23 protein-coding genes are annotated in these 26,567 nt (G+C 71.6%); 9 read left to right on the top strand and 14 right to left on the bottom strand.

The annotated features are described in order from the left end of the window. Positions 1-7: 7 nt before the first annotated feature. The gene (locus ACFWE2_RS06160; RefSeq protein ID WP_377223329.1) at positions 8-1,309 is read right to left on the bottom strand and encodes an extracellular solute-binding protein; all 1,302 of its coding nucleotides are present in this window, start codon (positions 1,307-1,309) and stop codon (positions 8-10) included. A gap of 234 nt (positions 1,310-1,543) precedes the next feature. On the opposite strand from ACFWE2_RS06160, the gene ACFWE2_RS06165 reads away from it, so the two are divergent. Further along, the gene (locus ACFWE2_RS06165; protein ID WP_377223330.1) at positions 1,544-2,542 is read left to right on the top strand and encodes a LacI family DNA-binding transcriptional regulator; all 999 of its coding nucleotides are present in this window, start codon (positions 1,544-1,546) and stop codon (positions 2,540-2,542) included. Positions 2,543-2,692: 150 nt separating this feature from the next. Here the strand turns inward: ACFWE2_RS06165 and ACFWE2_RS06170 are convergent, their stop codons facing one another. The 3 genes from ACFWE2_RS06170 to ACFWE2_RS06180 all read right to left on the bottom strand — a co-directional run bounded on the left by ACFWE2_RS06170 (position 2,693) and on the right by ACFWE2_RS06180 (position 7,978). Next, the gene (locus tag ACFWE2_RS06170) at positions 2,693-4,084 is read right to left on the bottom strand and encodes a glycoside hydrolase family 43 protein (protein ID WP_377223331.1); all 1,392 of its coding nucleotides are present in this window, start codon (positions 4,082-4,084) and stop codon (positions 2,693-2,695) included. A 26-nt stretch (positions 4,085-4,110) separates the two neighbouring features. Next, entirely contained in the window at positions 4,111-5,838 is a 1,728-nt protein-coding gene (locus ACFWE2_RS06175) for a glycoside hydrolase family 27 protein (protein ID WP_377223332.1), read from the bottom strand. 82 nt (positions 5,839-5,920) lie between these two features. Continuing rightward, positions 5,921-7,978 carry a family 43 glycosylhydrolase gene (locus ACFWE2_RS06180; protein WP_377223333.1) on the bottom strand — a complete coding sequence of 686 codons (2,058 nt, stop codon included), beginning with the start codon at positions 7,976-7,978 and terminating at the stop codon, positions 5,921-5,923. Positions 7,979-8,277: 299 nt separating this feature from the next. Between ACFWE2_RS06180 and ACFWE2_RS06185 the strand changes: the two genes are divergently transcribed. Further along, positions 8,278-9,444, top strand: coding sequence for an aminotransferase class I/II-fold pyridoxal phosphate-dependent enzyme (locus tag ACFWE2_RS06185; protein ID WP_377223334.1), 1,167 nt, complete (start codon positions 8,278-8,280; stop codon positions 9,442-9,444). A gap of 11 nt (positions 9,445-9,455) precedes the next feature. On the opposite strand, the gene dinB is transcribed toward ACFWE2_RS06185, so the two are convergent. Continuing rightward, positions 9,456-10,712, bottom strand: a complete 1,257-nt coding sequence (gene dinB, locus ACFWE2_RS06190; RefSeq protein WP_377223335.1) for a DNA polymerase IV — start codon at positions 10,710-10,712, stop codon at positions 9,456-9,458. Positions 10,713-10,776: 64 nt separating this feature from the next. Further along, positions 10,777-11,832: a DUF1963 domain-containing protein gene (locus ACFWE2_RS06195; RefSeq protein ID WP_377223336.1), complete on the bottom strand. Its 1,056-nt coding sequence runs from the start codon at positions 11,830-11,832 to the stop codon at positions 10,777-10,779. Between the two features lie 106 nt (positions 11,833-11,938). Between ACFWE2_RS06195 and ACFWE2_RS06200 the strand changes: the two genes are divergently transcribed. The 5 genes from ACFWE2_RS06200 (at position 11,939) to ACFWE2_RS06220 (ending at position 16,961) form a co-directional block, all read left to right on the top strand. After that, the gene (locus ACFWE2_RS06200) at positions 11,939-13,420 is read left to right on the top strand and encodes a hypothetical protein (protein WP_377223337.1); all 1,482 of its coding nucleotides are present in this window, start codon (positions 11,939-11,941) and stop codon (positions 13,418-13,420) included. Next, on the top strand, positions 13,417-15,273 hold the full coding sequence (gene recQ, locus ACFWE2_RS06205) for a DNA helicase RecQ (protein WP_377223338.1): 1,857 nt from the start codon (positions 13,417-13,419) through the stop codon (positions 15,271-15,273). The genes ACFWE2_RS06200 and recQ overlap by 4 nt, the downstream gene beginning before the upstream one ends. 145 nt (positions 15,274-15,418) lie before the next feature. Further along, a complete protein-coding gene (locus tag ACFWE2_RS06210) occupies positions 15,419-15,838 on the top strand; it encodes a DUF6223 family protein (RefSeq protein ID WP_377223339.1) in 420 nt (139 codons plus the stop codon). A 147-nt stretch (positions 15,839-15,985) separates the two neighbouring features. Beyond that, a complete protein-coding gene (locus ACFWE2_RS06215) occupies positions 15,986-16,288 on the top strand; it encodes a hypothetical protein (protein WP_377223340.1) in 303 nt (100 codons plus the stop codon). Positions 16,289-16,307: 19 nt separating this feature from the next. Beyond that, a complete protein-coding gene (locus ACFWE2_RS06220; RefSeq protein WP_377223341.1) occupies positions 16,308-16,961 on the top strand; it encodes a hypothetical protein in 654 nt (217 codons plus the stop codon). A gap of 19 nt (positions 16,962-16,980) precedes the next feature. Here ACFWE2_RS06220 and ACFWE2_RS06225 read toward each other — a convergent pair whose 3' ends face one another. After that, a complete protein-coding gene (locus ACFWE2_RS06225) occupies positions 16,981-18,240 on the bottom strand; it encodes a hypothetical protein (protein ID WP_377223342.1) in 1,260 nt (419 codons plus the stop codon). 83 nt (positions 18,241-18,323) lie between these two features. Beyond that, on the bottom strand, positions 18,324-19,055 hold the full coding sequence (locus ACFWE2_RS06230; RefSeq protein ID WP_377223343.1) for an SDR family NAD(P)-dependent oxidoreductase: 732 nt from the start codon (positions 19,053-19,055) through the stop codon (positions 18,324-18,326). Between the two features lie 155 nt (positions 19,056-19,210). Between ACFWE2_RS06230 and ACFWE2_RS06235 the strand changes: the two genes are divergently transcribed. After that, the gene (locus ACFWE2_RS06235) at positions 19,211-19,849 is read left to right on the top strand and encodes a ricin-type beta-trefoil lectin domain protein (protein WP_377223344.1); all 639 of its coding nucleotides are present in this window, start codon (positions 19,211-19,213) and stop codon (positions 19,847-19,849) included. A gap of 7 nt (positions 19,850-19,856) precedes the next feature. On the opposite strand, the gene ACFWE2_RS06240 is transcribed toward ACFWE2_RS06235, so the two are convergent. Continuing rightward, the gene (locus ACFWE2_RS06240; protein WP_377223345.1) at positions 19,857-20,339 is read right to left on the bottom strand and encodes a heme-degrading domain-containing protein; all 483 of its coding nucleotides are present in this window, start codon (positions 20,337-20,339) and stop codon (positions 19,857-19,859) included. Positions 20,340-20,462: 123 nt separating this feature from the next. Between ACFWE2_RS06240 and ACFWE2_RS06245 the strand changes: the two genes are divergently transcribed. Beyond that, entirely contained in the window at positions 20,463-20,843 is a 381-nt protein-coding gene (locus tag ACFWE2_RS06245) for an ANTAR domain-containing protein (protein ID WP_377223346.1), read from the top strand. A gap of 20 nt (positions 20,844-20,863) precedes the next feature. Here the strand turns inward: ACFWE2_RS06245 and ACFWE2_RS06250 are convergent, their stop codons facing one another. The 5 genes from ACFWE2_RS06250 to ACFWE2_RS06270 all read right to left on the bottom strand — a co-directional run bounded on the left by ACFWE2_RS06250 (position 20,864) and on the right by ACFWE2_RS06270 (position 26,541). Beyond that, positions 20,864-21,694: an alpha/beta fold hydrolase gene (locus ACFWE2_RS06250; RefSeq protein WP_377223347.1), complete on the bottom strand. Its 831-nt coding sequence runs from the start codon at positions 21,692-21,694 to the stop codon at positions 20,864-20,866. After that, entirely contained in the window at positions 21,681-22,187 is a 507-nt protein-coding gene (locus ACFWE2_RS06255) for a hypothetical protein (RefSeq protein WP_377223348.1), read from the bottom strand. Before ACFWE2_RS06255 ends, ACFWE2_RS06250 begins: the two co-directional genes overlap by 14 nt. Before the next feature lie 97 nt (positions 22,188-22,284). Further along, the gene (locus ACFWE2_RS06260) at positions 22,285-24,186 is read right to left on the bottom strand and encodes a glycoside hydrolase family 76 protein (RefSeq protein ID WP_377223349.1); all 1,902 of its coding nucleotides are present in this window, start codon (positions 24,184-24,186) and stop codon (positions 22,285-22,287) included. A gap of 113 nt (positions 24,187-24,299) precedes the next feature. Next, complete coding sequence (locus ACFWE2_RS06265; RefSeq protein ID WP_377223350.1) at positions 24,300-25,394, bottom strand: GntR family transcriptional regulator; 1,095 nt, start codon at positions 25,392-25,394, stop codon at positions 24,300-24,302. An 88-nt stretch (positions 25,395-25,482) separates the two neighbouring features. Next, positions 25,483-26,541 carry a glycoside hydrolase family 76 protein gene (locus ACFWE2_RS06270; protein WP_377223351.1) on the bottom strand — a complete coding sequence of 353 codons (1,059 nt, stop codon included), beginning with the start codon at positions 26,539-26,541 and terminating at the stop codon, positions 25,483-25,485. Positions 26,542-26,567 lie beyond the last annotated feature (26 nt).

Consider the following 26,567-nt stretch of genomic DNA (forward strand, 5'->3'; position numbering starts at 1 on the left):
GTGGCAGTCACAGCGTCGCGTCCATCGCTTCGGAGAACTGCTGCGGGTCGATCTGGCCCAGGAAGAGCTGGCTCAGGTTGTCCAGCAGGGCCTGAGACTGCGCGGCCGGCAGGGCCTGGTCCCAGGAGAGCTGGAAGTGCGGGGCGTCACGGACCATGCCGTAGACGAACGACAGGTAGTCCGCGTTGTCCTGCTGCTCGATCTTGTCCTCCAGCCCGGTGATCGGCGGGACGGTCCCGATCGCCAGCAGCTCTTCCACGGCCTCGTCATTCAGGACCTCGGTGGAGATGAACTTCTTCGCGGTCTCCTGCGCCTGCGGCGACGCGTCGGCGGACACCGACCAGAAGTTGGACGGGTTGCCCACGATGTTGGCCGGGTCGCCCGCTCCTCCGTCGATCGCCGGGAAGGTCGTGTAGCCGAGGCCTCCGGAAGCGACCAGGTCCGGGGCACTCTCCAGGAAGCTGGGATAGACCCAGCTACCCTGCAGGACGAACGCCGCCTTGCCGGTCTGCACGAGAGCCGTGTCGGCGTTCTGGTCCGCGTTCACCGAACCGAAGCTGTCGCCGAAGGCGCCGGCGTCGACGAGCTCCTGGATCTTGGTCGTGGCCTCGATGATCGCGGGGTTGGACCAGGCGCCCTCCTCGCCGTCCAGGACAGCCTGGAACACCTCGGGCCCGCCGATGCGGTCGGTGAGGTACTGGATCCACATCAGCTCGGGCCAGACGCTCTGTCCGGCCAGTGCGATCGGGATGACGTCGTTGTCCTGCAGTGTGCCCACGGCGTCGAGCAGCTCGTCGTACGTTGCCGGCACCTCGACGCCAGCGGCGTCCAGGAGCTCCTGGTTGTAGTACAGGACGATCGGCTGGCTCTGGGTGTTGGGCACCGCGTAGGTGGTTCCATCGACCTGACCGTTGGCCGCGACCGAGGGGATCAGCTTGTCCGTGAGCTCGGCGGTACTGTCGCCGAGGTCCACGACGTCGCCGTTGGCGACGTAGTCCGACAGGGTGCCACCGGCCCAGGAGTAGATCAGGGTCGGCGCGTTGCCTGCGCCGACGGCGGTGCGGATCTTCTCCTTGTACGCGTCGTTGGCGAACCACTCCACCGCGACCTCGTCATCAGGGTTGTCCTGGTTCCAGGAGTCGAACTGCGCACGGAACATGTCCTCACTGCCGCCGGTCAGCGCCCACGCGCTCGCTCCGCCACCAGCGGTCTGGCCCGGCTGGTTGCCGCCTCCGCACGCAGCGAGCACCGCCGCGACGCTCAACGCGGCCACTGCGGCGCCTGTACGCCGCCCGATCCTCAGCTTCATTGCTCGAGTCCTCTCTGTCGTCGACATCGCGGTCGACACGCGGAAACAGTTTCGCTCTGTTTCCTAAACCACGACGACGGTAAGGACTGCTCGACGACCATGTCAACGGAGCAGAGGGGTATTTTCGGACATCAGTACCCTGAAACTTTTTCCTTGGAGTAGGATCCGACTCGGCCGTCTCGAGGAGGTTTCGCCATGGAGAACGCGAGCATGTCGCGTCCGACGCTGGAGCAGGTGGCGCGTGTGGCCGGGGTATCGAAGGCGACCGCGTCGAAGGTTCTCAACCGGCGCCCTAACATCTCCGAGCACACGCGCCGCCGGGTGGAGCAGGCGATCGAGCAGCTCGGATACGTGCCCACCACCGGCCCGCGGGACACTGATCGGCTCGCAAAGGTGAACGTGGTCTTCGACACCCTGGTCAACGTCTACTCGATGCAGGTGCTGGACGGCATCCTCACCGCCGCGCACAGCCAGGGCGTCGAGGTCCTGGTCGACAAGCTGGATCCCGATCCGGACGGAGACGGGCCGTTGTCCGAAGGCTGGATCCGCGGCCTGGCCGCACATGGCCGGACGGGTGTCATCGTGGTGACCTCGGAACTGACCAGCCGGCAGCGTGACCTCATGCGCGCGCTGGACCTGAGCGTCGTGATGATCGACCCGCTCAACCCGCTGGACGACGAGGTCGTTTCGGTCGGTGCCACGAACTTCACCGGCGGTATGCAGGCGACCCAGCACCTGCTGGATCTCGGCCACCGCCGAATCGCGTTCGCGGGCGGGCTGCCCATCTCCATGGCCTCACGTGAGCGCCTGCAGGGCTACCTGAGCGCGATGAGCTCGGCCGGCATCCCGGCCGATCAGTCAATGGTCCTGGAGCAGGGGTTCACCTTCGTCGCCGGGCTCGAGATGACCGCGAGCTTCCTGGCCGAGGCCAGCCCGCCGACGGCGATCTTCGCGGGCTGCGACGCGTCCGCCCTCGGTGTCCTGGAAGCAGCGCGGCGAGAAGGACTGCGGGTTCCCCAAGACCTGTCGGTGGTCGGTTTCGACGACACCTATCAGGCGATCTCGACGGCGCCGCCACTGACCACCGTGCGCCAGCCCATCATCGACATGGGCCGGGTCGCATTGCGCACGCTCTTGCAGCAGGCACGTGGGGAACGCGCCGACTCCCACCATGTCCAGCTCTCGACTCAGCTGGTCGTCCGAGAGTCCACCGCGGCACCGCGCACCAGCTGATCGGCACATCGTCGTAACGATCGATCCACGGTCGGCGCGTGACGACGACGGGCGAGTCCCTCCGGACACTCGTCGAGACAGCGACACAGCAGGGCCCCCGACCTCCACGTCGGGGGGCCTGCTGTGTCGCCAGATCTCAGGTGCCGGCGCTCAGGAGCGGCTGAACTGCCACCAGTTCACGTTGAAGAGGTAACCGCTGCCGCCGGTGAAACGCAGGTACACGTCGTGGGTGCCGGTCGCGCCGGACACCGGACAGGTGCTCGTCGCCCAGGTCTGCCACCCGCCGGTACCGGTGACCGTGCACGTCCCGACGACCGGACCGCTCGGGCTGTCGAGCCGCACCTCGATCCGGCCGCCGCTGGTCGCGGAGGCGACCCGCGCGGAGAACGACCTGGCGCCCGTGCCGAACGCGACGCCCTTGACCTTGATGTGGTCGCCGTTCTCGATCCAGCCGACGTTCATCCCGCCCTCGCCGGACGGCTCGGTCTCGATCCCGGAGCCCCAGGCGATCGTCTCGGCCTCCTGCCGTACGTACGGGTCGAGCGTGCCGACCTGTGGCACACCCGTGCTCGTCATCGTGAGGGTCGGGATGGTGCCGTCGGCGTTGTAGGTGAACTTCTCGACCGCCACCGACCGCGTGAAGCCGCCGCCGCCCGGCAGCGCACCGTTGTGGTAGAAGAAGTACGAGCTCCCCGCGAAGTCGATGATGCCGGGATGGTTCGTGAAGCTGCTCCCCTGCGTCGGCATGACCGTGCCCCGGTAGGTCCACGGCCCCGTCGGGCCGGGGGCCGTCGAGTAGGCGATGAACTCGGAGCAGCAGCGGGCCGCGAACACGTTGTAGTAGGTGCCGTTGCGTTTGTAGACCCACGGTCCTTCCTCGTAGAGGGTCGGCCGGTTCGGGTCGCCGGTCCGGGTGCCGAACCCGGCGGTGTTCAGCGGGATCCGGGTCGGGCTGCCGGAGTAGGAGATCATGTCCGCGTTCAGCCGGACGTACCAGAGGTTGGGGTTTCCCCAGTAGAGGTACGCCTGGCCGTCGTCGTCGACCAGGACGTGCGGGTCGATCTCGCCGTTGCCGACGAGCGGACGGCCGATCGCGTCCCGGAACGGCCCGGTCGGGCTCTCCGAGACGCCGACCCCGATGACCTTCTGCCCCGTGGAGCGCTGCCGCACCGGCACGTACCAGTAGAACTTGCCGTTCCGGGCGACGACGTGCCCGGCCCACGCGTCCGCGTCCGCCCAGGCGAACGTCGCCAGCGACATGGGCGTCCCGTGGTCGGTCCAGTTGACCATGTCGGCGGACGAGAACACGCGCCAGTCGCGCATCGTGAAGTACGTGGACCCGTCCTCGTCGTGCCCCGTGTAGAGGTAGACGCGGCCGTTGTGCACCAGGGGCGCGGGATCGGCGGTGTAGACGTGCTGGACGATCGGGTTGTCCGCCTGAGCCGGGGCGGACAGGAGCGTGACGGCGCAGACTGCCGCGACCAGCGCGGCCAGGACCGGCCGGAGTCTCGTCCCTGCCCGGTGTGCTCGGGGTTGCTTCATGGCTTCCTCCTCGACGATCTCGGGGTCTACCGGCGCGTCCAGAGCTGGTTGGCCGCGCCCGTGCACGTCCAGAGCAGCACCGCGGTGTTGTTGGCGGTGAGATTGCGGTCGACGTCCAGGCACAGACCGGACTGCACGCCGCGGATCGTGCCGTCGCCTTGGAACGTCCACTGCTGGTTGCTGCCGCCGTGGCAGTCCCAGAGCTGTACCCGGGTGCCGGCCGTGGCGCCGGTCGGGGCGTCGAGGCACTTGCCCAGCGACCGCAGCGTGCCGCCCGTCGCGGTCCACGTCTGGTTCGGCGCCGCGTTGCAGTCCCAGATCACCAGGCCGGTGCCGTTCGCGGTGGCGCTGTTCGGCACGTCGAGGCAGCGGCCCGACGCAGAGCTGACGAGCGTGCCCGTCGGCGGCTGGGAGGTGCCGCCGGGGGTCACCTTGAACAGCGCGACGCCGTGCTGGGCGACGCTCGCGGTGAGCTGCCCGGTGGTCGTGCCCGTGGCGCCGGTCCACAGCTCGCGGTACGAGTGCGTGCCGGAGCCGAGCCCGACCTGGCCGAGCGTGGTCGAGATCTGCCGGCTGCCGGAGCCGCGGTTGAGCAGGGCGACCGCGACCGAACCGTCGGCGAGCGGCTTGGCCCAGACCTCGGCGTCGCCGTCGTCACGCACCCGGTCCGCCTGCCGCACCAGCGGGTCCTGGTCGATCGCGAGGACGTCGCGGTTGGTGAGGACGGCGCGCACGTCGGCACTCATGTTCCGCAGGTCGTTGCCGGCGATGAGCGGCGCGCTGAGCATCGCCCACATGCTCTGGTGCGCGCGGTTCTCCGTGAGCGTCAGCGTGTTCCGCACGCCGACCATGAGCATGTCGGGGTCGTTGTACGCTCCCGGCCTGGTCCACTCGCGCATCGGCTCGATGATGTCGAGGGCTTCGGTGATCCCGACGAAGCAGTCGGCCGACGGCGAGCAGCCCGTCGACCAGGCGTCGTCCAGGTCCTCGGAGGTGCGCCACATGTCCGAGAACTCGCCCCAGCCCGGGTAGGTCGGGGCGGTGTTCGAGTGGGCGCTGTTCGGGTTGATCGAGTAGACGATGGGGCGTCCCGTGGCCTTCAGCGCGTCGCCGAACTTCTTGAACAGCGCGGCCTGCTCCGTCACGGTGCCGCGCGGGTCGCACCAGTCGTGCTTGACGTAGTCGACACCCCACGAGGCGAACAGGTTCGCGTCCCGGGTCTCGTACCCGTTGGACGACGTCCCCGGCAGGTTCGAGAAGTACTGGTTGCAGGTCTTCTCGCGCGGCGCGTGATAGATCCCGAACTTCAGGCCCTTGCTGTGGATGTAGTCACCGAGCGCCTTCATCCCCGACGGGAAGCGGTCCGTCCGGGCGCGCAGGTTGCCGCTCGCGTCCCGGGTGTCCTGCATCCAGCAGTCGTCGACGACGACGTACTGGTACCCGGCCGCCGCCATGCCCGAGCTCACCATGGCGTCCGCCGTCTGGCGCACCATCTGCTCGTTGATGTTGCAGTAGAAGGTGTTCCAGCTGTTCCAGCCCAGGGGCGGCAGCGGAGCCGGCTCCTCGACGGTCGGTTCGGCCGCGGCAGCGACCGGAGCCGCAGCGGTGACCGCCGTGGTGGCGACCGCCGTGGTGGTGACCGCCGTGGTGGCCGGAGCGGCGGCACCGGCCACCGCCCCCGTGGAGACCATGGACGCGGTCAGGACGGTCGCGGCGAGCAACGGGAGCCAGCGGTGACGAGGCAGGGCTTTCACGAGCACTCCTTCGTGCGGGGGTGAGGTGGGCGATGACGTGCGTGGACGGTGCCTAGCCGGTGCGTGGCCGGTGCGTGGCCGCCTACGGGGCGGTCAGGTCGAACCGCCGTACGGTGACCGCGCCGCCGAGGGAGCTGGTGGCGTAGTTGAAGATCCCGAACCGGTAGCCCATGAAGAACTGCCACGAGTTGCCGAGCGTGAAGCCGGGGCCGAGCCGGGTGAACGTCACGCCGTCGGTGCTGTAGGAGAACGTGGCCTGCCGTCCCGAGCCGGGCCGGATGTCCGCGGTGGCCCGCAGCCAGATGCGGCCGCCGCTGACGGCGGCGCTCGCGGCCTCGGTGCCGGTGCCGGTGGTGTTCCAGCTACCGTCCATCGACAGGCCGTTCGTCATCGAGACCCGGGTGACGCCGTTGTCCCGCCGGACACCGATCCACGCCGAGGAGTCCCGCAGCATCGCGAGCCCGGCCCGGTCGCCGTCGCGCATGGCGGCATAGTCGAGCTCGATCGTCGCGGTGGACGACGGGCCCTGGATGCGGTGGGTGAGCGTATTACGCGCGTTGTAGAGGTCGTTCGTCACGGTGGCGGTCTGCAGCCGCAGCCCGTTGCCGGTCGTGAACCTGCTCGTGTCCGGGTTGTGGTTCCACTCCCAGCGGTGGCCGAGCGTTGGGCCGGTGAACGTGTCGGGGCCGATCATCGACGCCACGGTGCGCGACGTCGTGATGTTCGGCTTCGGGTACGTGGTGCCCCAGGCGCCGTTCACGGTCTGCACGGTGGGCCAGCCGTCGGCGCTCCAGGTGATCGGGGCGAGGGCAGGCACCCGGCCGCCCGGGTACGCGTCGACGAACGACATGTAGTACCAGTCGCCGTTCTGGGTCTGCACGAGGCCGCCCTGGTGCGGCACCCCGCCGCCAGGGATCGGGCCGGGCATGTCGAGCAGGACCTGGCGCATCTCGTACGGCCCGAACGGAGAGCTGGACCGCAGCACGTACTGCCCGTTGGCCGGCCGCGTCAGCCAGATGTAGTAGTAGCCGTTCCGCTTGTAGAACCGGGCGCCCTCGAGGGTGCCGACGCTCGACGGCGTGCTGAACACCTGCTGGCTGCGCACCTGGCTGAACCCGTCGGCCGACAGCTCGGCCACGTGGATCGTCCGGTTGCCGTAGGCGACGTACATCTTGTCGTTGTCGTCGACGAGCAGCCCGGCGTCGTAGTAGCACCCGGGGATCTGGGCACGCTTGGCCCAGGTGCCGTCCACCGCGGTCGCCGTGTAGACGTACGTGCGGTTGAACTCGACGCAGCCGATCCAGTAGTAGGTCTGGTTGCTGGGCCGGTAGTTGAACGCGGACGCCCAGATGCCCTTGACGTAGGCCCGGCCACCATTGAGGTTGTACGAGTTGGACCCGAAGTCGAGGTTGGGCACGGAGTGGCCGGCGTACTCCCAGTTGACGAGGTCGTACGAGCGCAGGATCGGCGCGCCCGGGGAGTAGTGCATGGTGGACGCGGAGTAGTAGTAGGCGTCGCCGACCCGGATGATGTCGCCGTCGGCGAAGTCCTGCCAGACCACCGGGTTGGTATAGGTCCCGCCGCTCGACCCGCCGCCGACCTTGACGAGCTGCCACTGCTGGTTGGCGCCGTTCCAGTCGGAGTACTGGACGATGTTGCCGCCGTCGGCGGTCGAGGCGCCCTGCACCTCGACGGCCTTGCCGCTGTGCCGGGCGATGAGCTGGACGCGGCCGTCCACGTCCTGGAGGCTGAACTGCTGGTTGGTGGAGTTGTTGTCGGTCCACTGGACGACCGGGGCGCCGTCGGCGGTTGACCGGCCCGAGACGTCCAGGACCTTGCCGGACACGCGTGACTTCAGCCGGTAGTAGCCGCCGCCGGAGTCGACGAACTGCCACTGCTGCTGGTTGCCGTCGTTGCGGGACCACTGGGTGATGCGCGCACCGTCGTTGGTGGCGCTGTTGTACACGTCCAGGGCCTTGCCGCTGTTCTGGTTGACCAGCACGTACCACGCCGTGGGATCCACGTCCGCCGCCGAGGCCGTCGGCGCCGGCGCCAGGGACACGCCGGCGAGCGTGACGGCGGCCGAGGCGACGAACGCGGCGGTGCGACGGCGGAACCGAGCTGCAGTGCGGGAAGACATCATTGACTCCCTCATCGATGGACGGCACTCGCGCAGGGCACAAGACACACGACCCGGGAAGTCACTGCCCGACGCGAACGTGCGTCAGGCCGATCCCACCGGCCGTGTGAGCGATAACATCGGTGCTGATGATGGCAGGCGCCTCTCCTGACTTCAACGGTTCGAAGCGGACTTAAACGATTTTTCTCGACGACGCCGGTGGCACGCCGAACCGGCCGACGGGTTTTGCACCGGCCGGTTCGGGAGCATCATGGAGAGCGTCCCGGGGGCGGCCGGCATCTCGCGAGAGGAGCTGCGGCATGGAGCTGTCGGAGCGAGCACACGCGGCACGCGAAGCGATCGAGCCCGTCACGTCGTTCTTCCTCTCGCTGCGCGCCATGGACGGCGGGCCCGACGTCGTCGACCTGACGTTCGGCGACCCGCACGAGATGCCGCTGCCGGGCCTCGTCGATGCCCTGCGCGCGAACCTCGAACCACGCGCCGAGGACTGGTTCGCCTACAAGACCAGCCTCGCCCCGGCCCGGGAGACGATCGCCACCGGCCTGCGAGGCGAGCTCGGCCTGCCCGTCGAGCCGGACGACGTCGCCATGACCCAGGGCGCGTTCGGCGCCATAGCGCTCGCGTTCCGGCTGGTCGCCGACGTCGGCGACGAGGTGGTGATCCCCGAGCCGGGCTGGTTCTACGCCCCGATGCTGCGCGCGGCCGACCTCGTCCCGGTCCGGGCGCCGCTCGCGGCGGACACGTTCGACCTGGACGTCGAGGCCGTCGTCCGGGCGCTCACACCACGCACGCGCATCGTGGTCGTGAACTCGCCCGCGAACCCCACCGGCCGCGTCTACTCGCGGGACCGGCTGGTCGACCTCGCGACGGCGCTCGAGGCGGCGTCGGTGCGGGGCGGCCGGCGGATCTGGCTGCTGTCGGACGAGCCGTACCGGCGCATCCGCTTCGACGGAGTCGCCTTCACCAGCCCTGCCGCCTGCTACCCGTGGACCCTGATCGACTACAGCTACGGGAAGGTCCTGCTCGCGCCGGGGCAGCGCCTCGGCTATCTCGTGCTCTCGCCCCTGATTCCCCGGGCGGAGCGCGCGGAGCTGCGCGCCGCCCTGCTCCCGTTGCAGATGGGACTGGGCTGGGGCTTCCCCGATGCGCTCATGCAGTACGCGGTGCCGGCCCTCGAGTCGGTCTCGATCGACCTGGTCGAGCTCGGGAAGCGCCGGGACCGCATGGTGGTGGCGCTCGGTGAGGCCGGGTACACGCTGACCGTCCCCGAGGGCACGTTCTACCTGTGGGGCGCGGCGCCGGGCGGCGACGGGGCCGCCTTCGCCGCAGCTCTCGCCGACCGCGGTGTGTTCGTGCTGCCGGGCACCGTGTTCAACAGTCCCGGCCACTTCCGGATCAGCCTGACCGCCACGACGGCCATGCTCGAGCGGGCGCTGCCCGCCCTGCGGGAGCTCGGTCCCGGCTGAGGCCGCCCCGGTCACAGATCGTGCTCGGCCAGCTCCCGGAACTCGTCGGGCACGGCACCGCCGCGGCGCAGCACGACGGGCAGGTAGCCGACGGCGTCGGAGCCGAACCGCGTACGGATCGCGTCCATCGACTCGTCGACGGCGCGCCGTGCCGCCCCTTGCGCGGAGCCTGGCCGCCACGGGTCCGGCGGCTCCAGGTCGAGCTCGAGCTGGATCGCTCGCTGCTCGCCGAGGTTCGAGACGGAGACGCCGAGCAGCGTGATCTCAGCCGGTGCGGCGTCGTCGATCGCCGACCAGGCCAGCCGCTCGGCGACCTCGGTGAGCGTGAGCGTCGCCGCGACCGGCACGGGCAGCGTGCGGGACCGGGTCGCGCGCCGCATGCCCGCGAAGCGCACCGCTACCGTCACGGTGCGGCCCGCGCGCCCCTTGGCGCGCAGCCGCCGCGACACCCGGTCGGACAGGTGCGCCAGGACCGCCCGGACGTCGTCCGGCTCAGGGCGCCGGCGGCTCAGGGCGGACTGCGCCCCGACGGAGCGTGCGCGGCGGCTGGTCACGACCCGGCGGGGGTCCTCGTCGTGCGCCATCGCGCTGAGCTTGTGCCCGACCGCCTGCCCGAGGATGTGCTCGACGGCTGACGACGGGGTGCGCGCCAGCTCGCCGATCGTCCGGATGCCGAGGTCGGCGAGGCGCTGCTCGTTCACGGGACCCACGCCCCAGATCAGGCCGACCGGCAGGGGGTCGAGGAAGGCCCGCTCGGCGCCGGGGTCGACGACGACCAGCCCGTCCGGCTTGGCCACCTGGGAGGCGATCTTCGCGAGGTGCTTGGTCCGCGCGGCGCCGACCGAGATGGGCAGCCCCACCTCGGTCCGGACGCGCGCGCGGATCCGCGCGCCGATCGCGGCGGGCGGGCCGAACAGGTGCGTCGCGCCGGCCACGTCGAGGAAGGCCTCGTCGATCGAGATCCGCTCGACCGTCGGCGTGACGTCCGCGAGGACGGCCATCACGGCGTCGCCCAGCCGCTGGTACTCGCCGAAGTGGCCGCCGACGAACACGAGGTCGGGACAGAGCCGGGCCGCCCGCCAGCCGGGCATCCCGCCCTGCACCCCGTGCGCCTTGGCCTCGTACGAGGCCGCGAGGACCACTCCTCCACGCGGCCCGCCGCCGACGGCGACCGGGCGGCCGCGCAGGGCGGGATCCAGCAGCTGCTCGACCGACGCGTAGAACGCGTCGAGGTCGGCGTGCAGGATCGTGGCGCCGGGCCCGGACATGACACCATGCTACTCGAACACGTGTTCCATTCCTATGCCCTCGTCGTGCCCGGCGCCGAGCCGATCAGGGATTCGCGTACATCTGCACGACGACCCGGTCGAAGCGCCGCGCCGCGAGGTCCCGACGGTCGATGGTCCAGTACAGGATCCCCATCGGCACCCCTACCCACTGCGCGAGCACGACCCAGTCCTCCGGGCGCGAGCTGCCCTCGCCGGGTTCGCGACCGCACTCCTGGTCCGCCGACTCCCGGGCCGGGTCGCCGTAGCCGTCGAAGTCGTAGGCGTAGCCGCCCACCTGCCACTCGCCGCCCTCGTCGGTCTGCTCGGACCACACGGCCTGCAGCGTCTCCGCGTAGGGGTGCGCGGCGCGGGTCTCGGCGTCGAGCGGGCAGGACGGCAGGGACACGCCGGGGACCAGGCGGAGATCGGGGCTGCGCCGGAGCGACTCGTCCAGGTCCTCGGGTGAGTCGTATCCGTAGGCTTCGTAGTCGACCGAGACCTCCCGCGCCTCGACCGGCGTCCCCGCCGGGACGTGCACGGCGCCACCCGCCAGGACCTCGTCCTCCAGCTCGACGTTCGCGAACAGGAGCACCTGGCCGTCGGGCGGCAGCGGCAGGTCTGTGGCGGTCGGCGGGATGGCCGCGAGGTCGAGCGTCACGATGAGCTGGTACTCGGCACGGTAGTCGGGCTCGACGACCATGGCGGGGGTGGGCACGTCGGGCGGCAGCAGCAGCGGGCTGCCGAGCCGGCCGACGACGGGGCCGCCGCCGTCGGGCGCCGTGCGCAGCGCCGGCCGCGCGAGCCCGAGCCACCGGTCGACGTCGTCCGCCGGGACGCCACGCTCGCGCGCCTGCTCCCGGAACCGGTCCAGCCACCACAGCGTCTTCGCAGGCAGGGTACGGACGGACGCCGGCAGCACGCCCTTCCCGAACTCCCAGCCGGGATCCGGCGCGACCGCTCCCGGCTCGCCCAGCTCCGCGAGCCACTCCGCGGCGGACGACCGCATGCTCACGCCGCCGTCGGACAGTGCGGACAGCTCGGACAGTGCGGCGCGCGGCAGCCCGGGCACCCGGGCGGTCACCGAGCACCCGGCGGGCGGGCCGACGGAGGCGGTCCGCACCCAGCGCGAAGGACGTGAGACGCGGGACCAGCGCCTCGGGGGGCGCGGGGAACCGTTCGAGGATCGTCAGGATCATCGCTCTTGTGTCGACGGCGTAGTGGTCCGGGTGCCGCTTCCCGTCGCCGCCGTCGAGGTACTCGTCCACGAGGTCGAGCCGTTCGGCGAACAGCGGCCACCAGCGTTCGGCGTCCTCCGGCGTCAGGGAGGCGCCGATCTTCCGGCCCCGGCCGTCCACCCGGGTGATGAGCAGCTCGGCGGTCCAGCGGTCCGCGTCGGCCGCTCCCGCGGCACGCCGCGCGTCCCGCAGGGCGCGCACGTCCGGCAGCAGCGCGAGCTTGCTCTCGGCGACCTGCCAGGCGCGGTCCGCGTCCTTCCCGCTTCCCGGCCGCAGCCCGCGCAGGGCCCGCAGCTCCTCCGCGAGCGCCGCGTCGTGGGGCGCCGCGACGGGAGGCACCGGCACGGCCGCCGCCGGGCGCAGCACCCGCGCGCGGTAGAGGGCCCGGCGCAGCAGCCGCTCCCGGTCCGGGTCCGGCGGCCGGGTGTCGCCGTCGTCCTCGCCTCCGGCCAGGGCCTCCTCGATCGCGGTGACGCCGCCGTCCAGGTCGAGGTCGCTCACGCGGGCGAGGGTGTCCGGCAGGCGGTCCGGCGGTGCGGTCCGCAGGTGCCGCCGCAGCGCGTCGACCTGCCTGGGCCCGTCGAGCAGGGACAGCGTGGCCAGCGCCTGGGCGCGGACGCCGGCGTCCGCGTCGACGGCCAGGCCGGCGCACAGGCCCACATGCGCTTCGGGTCCGCGTGCACACAGGGCAGCCACCTGGCTCCGGACGTGGGGCTCCGACCCGGCGGCGACCTCCGCGAGCGCGTCGGTGTGCCGGGCGAGGTACGCGACGCCCGGGTCGCCCTCGAGCATGTGGTGCCTGCTGCGCGCCCAGTGGTGGTCCACGTGCAGCAGTGCGGTCAGGGTGGCGTGCGCTGCCGACCGGCCGGGTGCGTCGTCGGCCCGGGCGATCTCCTCGACGAGGTCCGGGTTCCACCGGAGCCGGACGTCCGCGGCGTCGGCCGCGTCCGTCGCGGTGGTCGCCCTGCCCACGTCGTGGGCCAGCGTCAGCAGCCAGGACCGCTCGCCGTCCTGCGCTCCCCTGCCGGAGGCCGCGTGCAGCACCTGCCCGAACCGGGCGAGCAGGTCGACCGGTGCGTCCTTGTAGACCGTGAGCCGCGCGGCCTCGGCCACCCGCCGGGTCCACCCGGGATGCAGCTCGACGACGGCGGCCGTCAGCTCGGCCGGGTGGTAGCCGTCCGGTTCGGCGACCAGCCTCGTGCCGTGCGGCCGCTCGCGCAGCGCCTCCAGGACATCTGGTCTGGTGCCCCGCAGCACGTGGTCGACGGCCGGGTCGAAGTTGTGTGCCATCCCGAGCGGCGCGAGAGCCTCCCGCACCGCGGCTGCTACCTGGTCGGATGCCGTCTCGTCGGATGCCACCTCGCCAGATGCCGCCTCGTCAAATATGTACATATCGGGAGTTTATGGGCGGGGTCTGACATGCCCGCTCCGCTCGGCCGGTGTCAGTGGTCCCTGGCACACTGGCGGCCATGACCCTTCCGGACGTCGCCCCCGCCCCGACCGCCACCGCGCTCGACGTGCTGCGTGACGTCTTCGGGTACGACGCCTTCCGCGGCGAGCAGCAGGACATCATCGACACCGTCGCCGGCGGCGGCGACGCCCTCGTGCTCATGCCGACGGGCGGCGGCAAGTCGCTGTGCTACCAGATCCCGGCGCTCGTCCGGCGGGGCACCGGCGTGGTGATCTCGCCGCTGATCGCCCTCATGCAGGACCAGGTGGACGCCCTGGACGCGCTCGGTGTCCGGGCCGGCTTCCTCAACTCGACGCAGGACCCGGACCAGCGCCGCGCGGTGGAGCAGGCCTACCGCTCGGGCGAGCTCGACCTGCTGTACCTGGCCCCGGAACGGCTCGGCGTCGAGTCCACCGCGCGGTTGCTCGACCAGGGCACCATCGCCCTGTTCGCGATCGACGAGGCGCACTGTGTGTCCCAGTGGGGCCACGACTTCCGGCCGGACTACCTGCGCCTCGGCGAGCTGGCCGAACGCTGGCCCGGGGTCCCCCGCATCGCGCTGACCGCTACCGCCACCCAGCACACCCGTGAGGAGATCGCCACCCGCCTGGGGCTGACCGAGGCCAGGCACTTCGTCGCGAGCTTCGACCGCCCCAACATCACCTACCGCGTCGTGCCGAAGGACAACCCGGGCAAGCAGCTGCTGGACCTGCTGCGCACCGAGCACCCCGGCGACTCCGGGATCGTCTACTGCCTGTCGCGCGCCTCGGTGGAGAAGACGGCTCAGCAGCTCACCGACCAGGGCATCCGCGCCCTGCCGTACCACGCGGGCCTGCCCGCGCACGTGCGGTCGGCCAACCAGTCGACGTTCCTGCGCGAGGACGGCGTCATCATGGTCGCGACCATCGCGTTCGGCATGGGGATCGACAAGCCGGACGTCCGGTTCGTCGTGCACCTCGACCTGCCCAAGTCGGTCGAGGGCTACTACCAGGAGACCGGCCGTGCCGGACGCGACGGCCTGCCGTCCACGGCATGGCTCGCGTACGGCCTGGCCGACGTCGTCCAGCAGCGCAAGATGATCGCCGAGTCCGACGGCGACCTCGCACACCGCCGCAAGCTCTCGGCGCACCTCGACGCGATGCTCGCCCTGTGCGAGACCGTCGAGTGCCGCCGCGCCCAGCTGCTGCGCTACTTCGGCCAGAGCCACCCGGGCAGCTGCGGGGCCTGCGACACGTGCCAGAACCCGCCGGAGGCCTGGGACGGCACGGTCCCGGCGCAGAAGCTGCTGTCCGCGGTGTTCCGCCTGGACCGCGAGCGCAACCAGCGTTTCGGCGTGGGGCACGTGGTCGACATCCTGCGCGGGAAGTCGACGCCGAAGATCACGCAGTGGGGGCACGACAGCCTCACGGTGTTCGGGGTCGGCGAGGACCTGTCCGACGGCGAGTGGCGGTCCGTGGCGCGCCAGCTCCTGGCCCAGGGGCTGCTGGAGGTGGACTCGAACCACGGCACGCTCGTGCTCACGGAGGCCAGCGCGGAGGTCCTGGGCCGAAGGCGCGAGGTGCGGATGCGGCGCGACCCGGCCCCGACGGCACGCAGCGCACGCAAGCCCGCGCGCTCCGGCGGCGCACGCCCTGAGGCAGCGCCGCTGTCGGACGTCGACCAGCCGGTCTTCGAGCGCCTCCGGGCGTGGCGGGCCGCGGCGGCCAAGGAGCAGGGCGTGCCGGCCTACGTCGTGTTCCACGACGCGACGCTGCGTGCGGTGGTCGCCGAACGGCCGGCGGACCTGGACGCGCTGAGCGGGATCAGCGGCGTCGGCCAGGCGAAGCTGGAGCGCTACGGCGAGGGGATCCTCGCTGCGCTGCACGCACCGGTGTGAAGTCTCGCGGCGCAACCTCAGTGGTATGCCGGCACGGCCGCGTACCACTGAGGTGGTACGCGGAGTGGCAACTCCGGCAGGACGCCCCCTGACCTGGCCTTTCCTAGGGTCATGGTGAACCGTCACACGAGGAGAAGGGTGCACCATGTCCGTCCGTAAGGTTCGCGCCGCGACCGCAGTCACGTCGCTGCTCGGCACGCTCGTCCTGTCCGCCGCGCTGGCCGGGCCGGCGTCGGCCCTCGGTTCTGCCCCGCCGGTCGACGCCTACCAGCTGACCTTCGGCCGCTTCGGGGCCACCACGGGTGCCGCGCTGGCCCTGATCGGCGTGGGGTTCGGTGTCGTGGCCCTGCTCCGCTCCTCCCGTCGCCGTCGGTCGGCCGTCATCGCCGCGGCACTCGGGCTGGGCGGCGTGGTGATCGGCGCCGTCTTCCTCGCCATCGCGGACGGTGGTCCCGGAACCGGAAACGGCGTGGTCGGTTCCTGGGTCTCGTTCGTGCTCGGTCCCATCGCATTGCTGCTCGCCTGGCGCGGCCTGAGACGATCTGCCGGTGCGCCGGGAACCTGAACCGTCGCCGATGATCGCGGGCGTGCGTTCACCTCCTGGTGCAGGCAGGGTCGGGCCACGGGGCTCCGAGGCATAGCCCTCTCGGCCCCGTGGACCTAGGCTGGACTTGTCCCCAGTCCTGCGACGACGACGTGGCGGTGACGCGTCATGACCTGGAACTTCCTACCGCGTCCGGCGCGCGCGCCCGACCCGCTGGTGACGCTGCGCCTGCAGATCCGGCTCGGGGAGCTCGCGGCCGAGCTGCGCCGCCTCGAGGAGGACCCGGACGTCTACGCGCGGGCCCACCACTGGTTCGCCGTCCAGGGCGCCTACGACGCGCTGCTGCGCGAGGCGTGCCACCTCGCGGGACTACCCACCGAGGCGGCACCGCTGCGCGCGGACGAGCGCGCCGGGGCAGGCGAGCGCCTGCGAGAGGAGCTGGAGCTCAGCTCGCGCGGCTGGTCGTGGTGAGAGCGCCTAAAGTCAGGGAATGTTTCCCTGGCTCGAGATCGCCGGGTGGACCGGTTCCATCCTCGTCGTGCTCTCCCTCACGCAGGCGCGTGTGCTCCGCTTCCGCTGGCTCAACCTCATCGGCTCGCTCGTCGCGACCGCCTACAACGCGATAGTCGGCATCTGGCCGTTCGCCGCCATGAACGCCGCGATCAGCCTCATCAACATCTACTGGTTGTGGCGCCTGAACCGCGAGCGCCACGATGCCGCCGTGTACGAGGTGATCGAGGTGGCGCCCGACGACGCGTACCTCCTGCACGTGCTGCGCACCCACGCCGCGGACATCGCGAGCGTGGCTCCGGGGTTCGTGCCGCTGCCCGGACCTGGCGAGGAGCGTTCGGCGTTCCTGGTGCAGCGCGGTGACGAGACCGTCGGGGTCGTGGAGGTGCGCGACGCCGGCGACGGCACGGGCGTCGTCGACCTCGACTGGGTGACCAAGCGGTTCCGCGACTTCACTCCCGGCGAGTTCGTGTACCGGCGCAGCGGGATCTTCGCGGCGAAGGGTTTCCGGCGTGTCCTGGTACCGCAGGCCGGACCTGGGGAGCTCGCGTACCTGCGCAAGGTGGGCTTCCGTCCCGAGGGTTCCGACGGCGGGGCGTGGGTACGGGACGTCGTGGTGGAAGGCGGGCGCTGACGCGGGCGCACGGCGTCCGTCATCCCGACGGCGTGGGAACCGGCGGGAACGCGACCGCCAGGGGGTGCGGCACCGCGATCGCGCGGCCGGGCTTCCCGGACCCCGCGGGCCTGAAGCCGCCCGGCAGCCACACCAGCGCTGGGTCGGCGGGTACCTCTCCGGCGCGGTCCCGGAGCCAGGCTGCGCCCTCCTGCGCCCACGTGAACCCTGGCCGCTCGAGGGCCGCCCGGTAGATCTCGCCCGCGCGGACGGGGTGACGTTCCGCGAGGTCCTGGAGCGCGAAGTCGGGGACGTGTCCCAGGTCCAGGACCTCGGACACCTGCTGCACGGTCGCCGGGCTGATCGGCGACGTCGAGCCGTGCAGGTCCGCGAGCATCCCGTAGCGGTCCCCGAGCACACGCAGACCGTGGACCGGGTGGTGCACGGGGTACCACGTCCCGCCGTCGGGCCGCCCCTCGTCCAGCGCCTCGCGGAGGTCGCACAGGTCGCGCTCCAGCGGCAGGCTCGGCCACCACGACTCCCCCACGCCCGACGACTCCCACAGCCGGTCGAGGTCCTCGACGAGCCGGGCGCCCACCCTGGCCACACCCTGCCCGCCGAACAGGCGCAGGAACTCCTGGTGCTGCGCCGCCAGCGCCATCCGTGCCCGGTCGAGGATCGCGGGGTTGCGGAACGGCAGGGCCGGTGCGCTCCGGACCAGCTCGGCCATCAGACCGAGCATCGCCGTCCGCTCCCCCGACGCGTACAGGTCGACGGCGCCCACCAGCATCCACAGCTCACCGACCGGGAGGGCGTGCCCGGCCAGGAACCGCCCGGTCCGTAGGTCCGAACGGGGCAACGGAGCGTTCGGGTCGATGTGCAGCGTGTACTCCAGGTCGTCGCCGAGGCAGCGCACGCGCACCCCGGTGCGGGCGCGCCGCGTGATCTCGAAGACGGCGTGGACGCCGCCGGTGCGCCACGTGTCGAGCAGTGCGCGGTCCCGGTCGGTCAGGTCAGCGGACCAGTCGGCGTAGCGGTCGATCAGGCGCATGCCCCGCGGTGGTGCGTCGAAGACGATCTGTGCCGTGGCGAGAGCCTGTGCGCGACCCGCGTGATGGAGCCCGCACAGCGTCCCGCCGTCGTGATGCCGGGCCATCGCCGTCACGCGACGGAAGTTGGCGGCGGTGCGCTCGCCGAACGGCGGGCTCGTCGCGTACTCCAGCAGCCTCGCGTACAGCCCGGACGCATGCCTCAGCGCGCCTTCGATCAGGGCGGGTTCGGTGGTCTCTTCTGGTTCCATATGACCATCATCGAACACCATCAACACCAACCAGCATCTTCATCCACAGTTCTATGGGACGGCGCCTCTCGCCGATGTCCGTCTCAGGTGGCCTCGGGGTCGGCTCCCTGCGCCGCGCGCCCGCCGTCGACCGGCAGGACCGCACCGTTGACGAACGCCGCCTGGTCGGAGAGCAGGAACGCCACGACCTCGGCGACCTCGCGGCCCGTACCGACCCGGCCGAGCGGGTGCAGGGCCGCCATCTGCCGGTCGACCTCGGGATGCTCGCGCCGGTACTCCTCGTAGCGCGCGGTCTCGACGGACCCGAGCGCGACGGCGTTGGTGCGGATCGCGTCAGGCCCGTGGTCGACGGCCACGGCACGGGTCAGCGCCTCGACCGCGCCCTTGGCGGTCGCGTACGGCAGCGCGCCACGCACCGGGCGCTGCGCCTGGTGGGACGAGACGTTGACGATCGCCCCGGCCCGCCCGTGCCGCAGATAGTGCCCGACGGCGGTGTGGCAGCCGGTGACCGCGAGCGACAGGTTCGCCGTGATCGCCGCGAGCACGTCGGACGGCCCGGCGGTGATGGGCGCGTCCCGGAAGACGGCGGCGTTGTTGACCCACCCGGCGAGCGGCGCCCTGGCCTCCGCCAGCTCCGCGGCGGCGCGTGCCGTCTCCGGATCGCCGGCATCTCCGCTGACGAGCGTGACGTCCGGGGCCGCCCAGGTCAGCGTGGCGGCCAGGTCGAGCACCACGACGGGCCCCTCGGCGGCGAGCCGCTCCACGATGGCGCGCCCAACACCCTGGCTGCCGCCGGTCACCACGAACGAACGCACGGCCACTCACCTCCGACGACGCGCATCTCGGTGCCCCCGGTCATCGAATCTACGGTCGCCGGCGACCCAGTAGGGTGCGGCTCGTCCATGCTCATGCCGGTGGGCGGGAACGCCGTCGCGCGGGGACGCCGTCGGGCACGAAAGGAGACGTCAGGGTGTACGACCAGGTCACGCCACGTCGGCACGCGCCGGTGGCGGTACTCGCGTGGGTGCTCGCCGTCCTGCTGGCGCTCGCGGCGGTGATCGGCACGGTGTGGGTGCTGACGCGCGACGTGCCCGACCCGCACAGCGCGCCCACGCAGAGCCCCGGCCAGAGCACGACGGCGCCCGCGGCCGGGCCGAGCCCGTCCGAGAGCTCCGCCGAACCCGACCCGTCCCCCACCCCGAGCGAGCCGCCCCCTGCACCGACGGCCGTCGCGGTGCAGAGCGCCGCGTCCGGCAGGTGTCTCGACGTGCCCGGCGGCGCCGCCGTCGACGGCGCCGCCCTGCAGATCTACGACTGCAACGGCAGCGCGGCCCAGCAGTGGACCGCGTCCGCCTCCGGAGAGCTGCGGGCCCTCGGATCGATGTGCGTGGACGACCCGAGCGGCGGAGCCGCCGGCACCGCCGTCGCCCTCCGGACCTGCCACGGCGGCGCGAACCAGCAGTGGGCACCGCAGGCCGACGGCACGGTGCGCAACGTCGCCACCGGCCTGTGCCTGGACGTCTCCGGCGCGGCCACCGACAACGGGACGCCGGTGATCGTCTACGACTGCCATGCCGGTGACAATCAGCGGTGGTCCGTCTCCGGGTGACGCGGCATCACACCTGGGTCGCCGCGAGCTCCCGCAGCGCCTCGACGACGAGGGCGTGGTCGTCCTGCTGCGCCAGACCGGAGACGGTGACGACGCCGACGATGCCCACTCCCGCGATACGCACAGGGAAGGCCCCGCCGTGTGCCGCGTACTCCTGGAAGAGCAGGCCCTGGTCGGCGTTGAAGTCGGTCCCCTTCGCCCTGGCCCGCAGCCCCACCAGGTACGAGGACGCCCCGAACCGGTAGACGACCCGCACCTTGCGCTTGATCCAGGAGTCGTTGTCGGGCGTCGTGCCCGGCCGCGCCGCGTGGAACACCTGCTGCGTGCCCTTGCGGATGTCGACGACGACGGGCAGGTCCCGCTCGGTCGCCAGCTCGACGAGCCGCGAGCCCAGGCGCCAGGCCTCGTCGTGCGTGAACGTGTCGAGGACGAGCTCGGTCTCCTGGGCCTCGGCCTCGGCGATGGCCGCTCTGACATCTGATTCGGTCATGCCCCCATACTGCCGAATACCCGAGAGCGATGGGGACCTGTCCGAATCGTCCGAAGTGCTCTATGCTCAAGCTGGCGGAGTCATGAAGCGGCTCCCGGTCCGCAGCGGATCCGGGAGGTTCACATGCGATTCATCGACAACACCCGAACCGCCTTCGCCGCCGATGCCGCTGGCGGCCTCGGCTTCGACAGCAGCTCCCCGAGCCGCGTGGACGACGTCGTGTCACCGGCCCTCGTGGGCGAGGCGATGATCGAGCGGGCCAAGAGCTTCGTGGTCGTGGCCAAGCGCATCGACGACGACGAGGCGGCCCAGATCCTCCTCGACGCCGCCGACAAGGCCAACGTCCCGATGCGTGTGGCAGCCGACCAGGTCATGACCGCCCTGGAGCACGACGACGTTCGCGACGGCATCACCCCGGACATGCTGGTGCACGCCCTGGGCTGCGTCCGGCCGGTGGAACCGGAGCCGGGCCCGACGGGCCGCCCCGCCCCCCAGGCTGCCTGAGCGGTCCTGACCGACCGATCTCAGGCAAGTCCGCCGAGGAACCCGGCGACGAGGACGCCGAGCTCCCGGGGCCGTTCCGCGAGCATGCCGTGGCTCGCCTCCACCTCCCTGACCTGGATGTGCTCCGGGAGCCCCGCGAGATCGCGACGAATCCCCCTGCGGAACGCCTCCATCAGCTGCCCGCCAGGCATCCCCGGCGGGTCCTGCGTCGGTATCACCACGAGGGCCGGGCACGTGACCTGCCGGAGCAGGGGGATCGTGTCGCGGAACTCGGGCGTGTACCGAACCTCCGCGAGGAGCTGAGCGGTCGGCCGGCCGTAGGTCTGCCCGTCGCGCTCGACGCGTGCCCGCTCGGGGAACACCGTCCGCAGCTCGGCGGGCAGCGGCTGGTCCATGGCCGCGGCCTGGGCGTCGAAGGCCGCCTTCAGGCTCGCGAGCTCGTGGTCCCTGGTGGCTGGGTCCAGCCCCGGGTAGTTCCCCGCGTCGCTCTCGGCCGACCGTAGCCCGTCCAGGTTCACGATGCCCGGGCAGTCCGGGTTGCGCAGGGCCCACTGCACGGCGAGCATCCCACCGAGCGAGTGCCCGACGACGGCAGGCCTGCCCAGGTCGAGGTGTCGCACCACCGCCTCGAGGTCGTCCAGGACCCGGTCCCACACCCACGGCCCGTCACCGGACAGGCCGTGCCCGCGCAGGTCGACGGCGACGGTGCGGCGCCCCTCGAGCTCCAGGTCCGCCCAGGCGTCCAGCGTGCCGCCGAGGCCGTGCAGCAGAAGCACCGCGTCACCCGCCCCGGAGTCCCGTACGGCGATCGGGATCTCGTGGTCGGTGATCCTGCGGTCAGTACTCGTCACGTCGTGCGCCACGGAGCCCCCTCGGTTGGTTGAGTCGTGCCTGGACCGACGCCGTCGTCACGCCGCCGTCGGGGTGCCGCGCGAGCTTCGCCCGCTTGACCAGGTCGTGGACACCCTGCCGGGTGATGCCGAGCATCGCTCCCGCGACGGCGAACGACACCGCCGGCCGGCCCGGGTACCCGACGCGCCGCGCGACCACCCGCCCGAAGGCCGTCGCCCACCACTCGTCGGGCGGGTCGAACGGACCGTCGCCGGGAAAGAGCGAGGCGATCAGGCGCGCGGCGGTACGCACCGCGAGCTGGTCGTCCCTGCCCGTCAGCTGCGCGGCCCACACCTCGGCCTCGATGCGGCATCGCTCCCGGACCGGTCCGACGAGGTCGTCCGGGACGTCGGCGCCGTCCGGCCCGAGCAGGATCTCCAACGGGTCGATGACCCGTCGCTCGACCAGGCGCAGCAGCTCACCTGCCAGCGCTACGTGCTCGTCAGTGTTCACTTGACAGAAGATAGCAAGTACTTGTCACACCCTGTCAAGCAAGTGGGCCAGGTAGCTGGCGGCCAGGTAGCTGGCCGCCAGGCATCTGGCGGCCAGGTCAGGACGTACCGAACCCCGCCGCGACGTGGTAGACCCCGCCACCCCAGCCGTCCTCGGGGAAGGCGTCGGTCACCCGGAGGTAGACGGCCTTGTCCGGGCCGAGGTGCGGCGTCAGGTCGAGGGTGTGGTCCGCCTTGTTGGAGCTGTCCCGGATCGGCTCGTCCTCGGTCAGCACAGTGGTCCAGCTCTCGCCGTCGGGCCCGACCTGGACGACGTACTGGTTGTCGATGGTCAGGGTCACCTCGGCCGACGTGGCCTCGGCGGGGAACGGGAACCGGTAGACGAAGTGGCTGGTGCCGTCGGCGAACCGGCTCCCGACGTGGCTCAGCCCGGAGCCGCCCGCGTCCCACAGCCAGGCGAGCTCCTGCGTCGACCCGGCGTCGAAGTCGATGGTGCTCGCGACCTGGATCGTCACCCGGGTCGTGTAGCTGAGCCCAGGCCTCGCGGTGACCGTCACGGTCAGCGGGTAGCTGCCGTCAGCGGTGTCCGCCGGCACCGTGACGCCCAGCGGAATGCTCGCCCGCGCGGGCGTGCCGCCACCCGGCGGGACCAGCCGGACCCGGCTCCGGGCCGGATCCGCCGTCCAGCCGTCCGGTGCGCTCACCCGCACGTCGGCGAGCACGGGCCGGCGCCCCTCGGACGTCGCGGCCACCTCCACCTCGGTCCGCGTCGACGACGCGACGCCGGGACTCGGCATCACCACAAGCTGCGTCGGCGACATCGTCGCGGACAGCGACCGGCTCGGCGCGTCCTGGGGGACGTCGGCGATCAGCGCGCTGAGCGCGCTCGCCTGGGTGCGCCAGTCGAAGACGTTCGGGGAAGCCGTCGTGCCGGCGCCCGACCAGCGCAGGCCGAGCCGCTCGGCGGAGTCGCGGTCGTTCGCCCAGATCGTCTCCGCCTGCCGGTCCACGAACTGCGCGTAGCGCGCGTCGCCGGTGGTGTCGGCGAGCTCCGTGAAGTAGCGCATGAAGATGCCCTTGAACTGCTTCTGGTTGTCGTCGCAGGTACGACCGAGCGGGTCGCACGACTCGGTGAGCACCCCGTCCGCCGTCAGCGCGTCGGAGCCGAGCGCCGCATCGGCCAGGCGTCGCGCGGAGGCGAGCAGCTCGGCGTCACCGGTCGCCCGGTACAGCTCCAGCGCCGCGCCGATACCGAGGCCCTGGTTGTAGCTCCACACCGTGTCGCGGTTGTTGGCGCATCCGTCGGTCAGCCCGTCGTTGACCAGACCTTCGGAGTTGATCAGGCCGCTGCCGACGTACCAGTCCCAGGCCTCCTGGGACCGCTCCAGCCAGGCGGTGTCACCAGGGATGCGGTTGTGCAGCTCGGCGGTCAGCCGGATCCACTGGCCGTTGGTGACGGCGTTCTTGTAGGTGCGCTCCTCGTTCCACCAGATCCCGCCGCCGCACGTGCTCGGGTCCCAGAACCCGTGCATGAAGTCGGCGATGGTGCCCGCCATGTCGAGGTACTTCCGGTCACCGGTCAGGTCGTAGGCGGTCACCCAGTTCAGGGCCCACCAGCCGGCGTCGTCGATGGCGCGGCTCGTGAAGTTGCCGTAGATCTCGTCGGTGGAGCGTTCACCCGCCGGGAACGGCCCCTTGTTGGTCTCGAAGCTGTGGTCCAGCTCGTCGAGATAGCTCCGGTCCCCCGTGCGCTCCATGTAGTCGCCGATGGTCTGCAGGGCGACGGCGGAGTTCCACCAGCTCGAGGGGAACCACGCCTTCTCCTCGTCGTAGGAGTCGAGCAGCACCTCCGTGGCGACCCGGGCACGGGCGACCTCGGTCGAGCCGGCGGCCGCCGGATCTCCGGGAGGCGGGGCGGCTTGCACCGCGACCAGCGGCTGCAGGCCGACGACCACGGCGAGGCTGATCAGGACAAGGCGGATGCGACGCAGCATCGACATTGATGGGCTCCTCCCCCGGGCGCGACGTTGTGCCCGGATTCACCCCAAAACCTATAGGAGGAAAGGGTTAAATGCACCCATCCGTCGGGGGCAGTATGGGAAGGGCAGCGACCTCAGCGCGTCGAGCTGCCCGGCACCAGCTCGGTCGGGAGCGTGACCTTGGTGACCTGCCCGGGTTCGCGGAGCTGGGCGAGGACGAGGTCCACCGCCTCGTGCCCCATGCGCGACTCGTCCTGCCGGATGTGGGTGAACCGGTAGCGCGCTTTGTCGTAGAACGCGTCCGGGTGGTCGAAGCAGACGATGCCGAGATCACCGGGGACGGTCCGGCCGGCTCGCTGCGCGGCCTCCCGCAGCAGGACGGCGATGTTGTACTCGGTGGCGACCAGGCCCGTCAGGCCGGGGTTGGCGGCGAGGAACTTCTCGAGCTCGGCGATGTCGTCGTCCGGCGCGACGCCGCTCCCGGGGACCGTGGAGCGGACCTGGCGGAACTGGTGTGCCGGGTCGAACGGGACATGCCGGGTCGCGTGTGCCGCGACGACGCCGTCGAGCCGGTCCTGCACCGTCGAGACGGTGCTCGCCGCCGACACCAGGCCGACGTGGTCGTAACCGGCGGCGAAGAGGACGTCGGCGGCCTGGCGGCCCGCCGAGACGTTGTCGGAGCAGACCGACGACACCGGGACGCCGTCGAACACGCGGTCCAGGATGGCGACCGGGAACGACTGGGTGATGAGCTCGAGCACCGCCGGGGGCACGTACTGCGACGAGCTCGGCTCGAGGATCAGCCCCTGGACGCCGTCGGCCACCAGCGCCCGCACCATGTCGTCCTCCGCCTCGCGGTTGCCGAGGCTGCGTTTGACCACGAGGTGCGCGACGGTGCTGGACGCGTCGAGCAGCCCGGCCAGGACCCGCGTGCCGAACGTGTCGTCGAAGTCGGTCAGCACGCAACCGATCAGCGGGGTGGGTCCGCTCAGGGTGCTGACGGCGTTCGTGGCGGTGTCGCTGACGACGACGGTGCCCAGCCGGGGCCGGCGGGTGATGTAGCCGTCGGCGCGCAGCAGGTCCATCGCCCGCTTGAGCGTGATGGCGCTGACCCCGAGCTGCTTGGTCAGCTCCGCCTCTGCGGGCATCCGGTCGCCGACACCATAGGTGCCCGCATGGATGGCGTCGCGGAGCTTCTCGTACACCTCGAGGTAGAGCGGCTGGCTCACTGATGCCCCTTCACCGATCGGACGTGGCCAATCAGTATGACCAATGGTTCCGGCGAATCCAGCACGGCCCGCCGTGTGCGGCGGCTCATCACCGCGCCTCGAGCGACGCGCGCAGCTCGAGCGCCATGACCGCGCTGAGCTGGGTCGAGTAGAACACCGGCAGCTCGGCCGGACGGCGCCAGTCGCCGCCCGCCAGCAGGTACCCGTCCCGCAGGCTCGTCTCCCACAGCCGGTCGGTGCTCGTGCGGACGAACTCGACCAGCACGGCGGCGTCGGGCGACGTCGTGCCGATCCGGTCCAGGAGCGTGCCCAGGTACCGGTAGAGCACGCCCTTGAACAGGCCCTCGTCGCCCCCGCCGCCCTCGCTGCCGACGACGCCGTCCGGCGCGAGCTCGCGCAGCGCCGTCGTGGCGGTACGCAGCGCCCGCTCGACCAGCGTGCTCCCGGCCGGCTCCCGCCCGGGCACCACCGCGTCGAGCGCGACCGCCGCCCCGATGTACAGGCCCTGGTTGTAGGTGAAGCGCCACTGCGTGTCGACGCGGCCGTCGCCCTCGCGGTTGATGCCGTCCTCGACGAACCCGTCGGGCCCCACGAGCGTCGCGGTGATCCAGTCGAACGCCGCCGTGCCGTGGTCCAGGTACCGCGGGTCGGGGTCGTGCTGGTACAGGCGGGCGGACAGGATGACGAACGGTCCGTTGGCCGGCGTGTTCTTGTAGTAGAGCTGCTGCTTGCGCCACGCGACGCTCGCACCGAGCGTCTCGTTCCACCCGTGCTCGACGACGTGCTCCCAGAGGGCGCGCGCGTCGTCCAGCGGTTCCTGGCGTCCGGTGGCCCGCGCCAGCCGTTCCAGGGCCAGCGCGTACCACAGCATGTCGTCGAAGTAGTCGTTGAACAGCGACCCCCCGTTCCGCCCGCGCAGGTTGGCGCTCGTCGCCTCCGCCGCCGTCAGCCAGGCCTTGTCCCCCGTGCGCTCGAACGCGTCGAGACGCACGTCGATCACGTGGGCGAGCCACCAGTAGTTGAACGTCGAGTTGTCCCCGGCCGGGTAGGTGTTGTCGAGCAGCTGCGGCTCGGCGGTGCCGAAGAAGTGGTCGAGACTGCGCTGCGCCAGGTCGGCGCGGTCCGGCCAGGGGTTCGGGGTCGTCATGTGGCTCCTTGGGTCGGCGCGTGGGG

Origin of the sequence: Promicromonospora sp. NPDC060271 (genome assembly GCF_042726755.1) — a bacterium.
Lineage (GTDB): Bacteria > Actinomycetota > Actinomycetes > Actinomycetales > Cellulomonadaceae > Promicromonospora.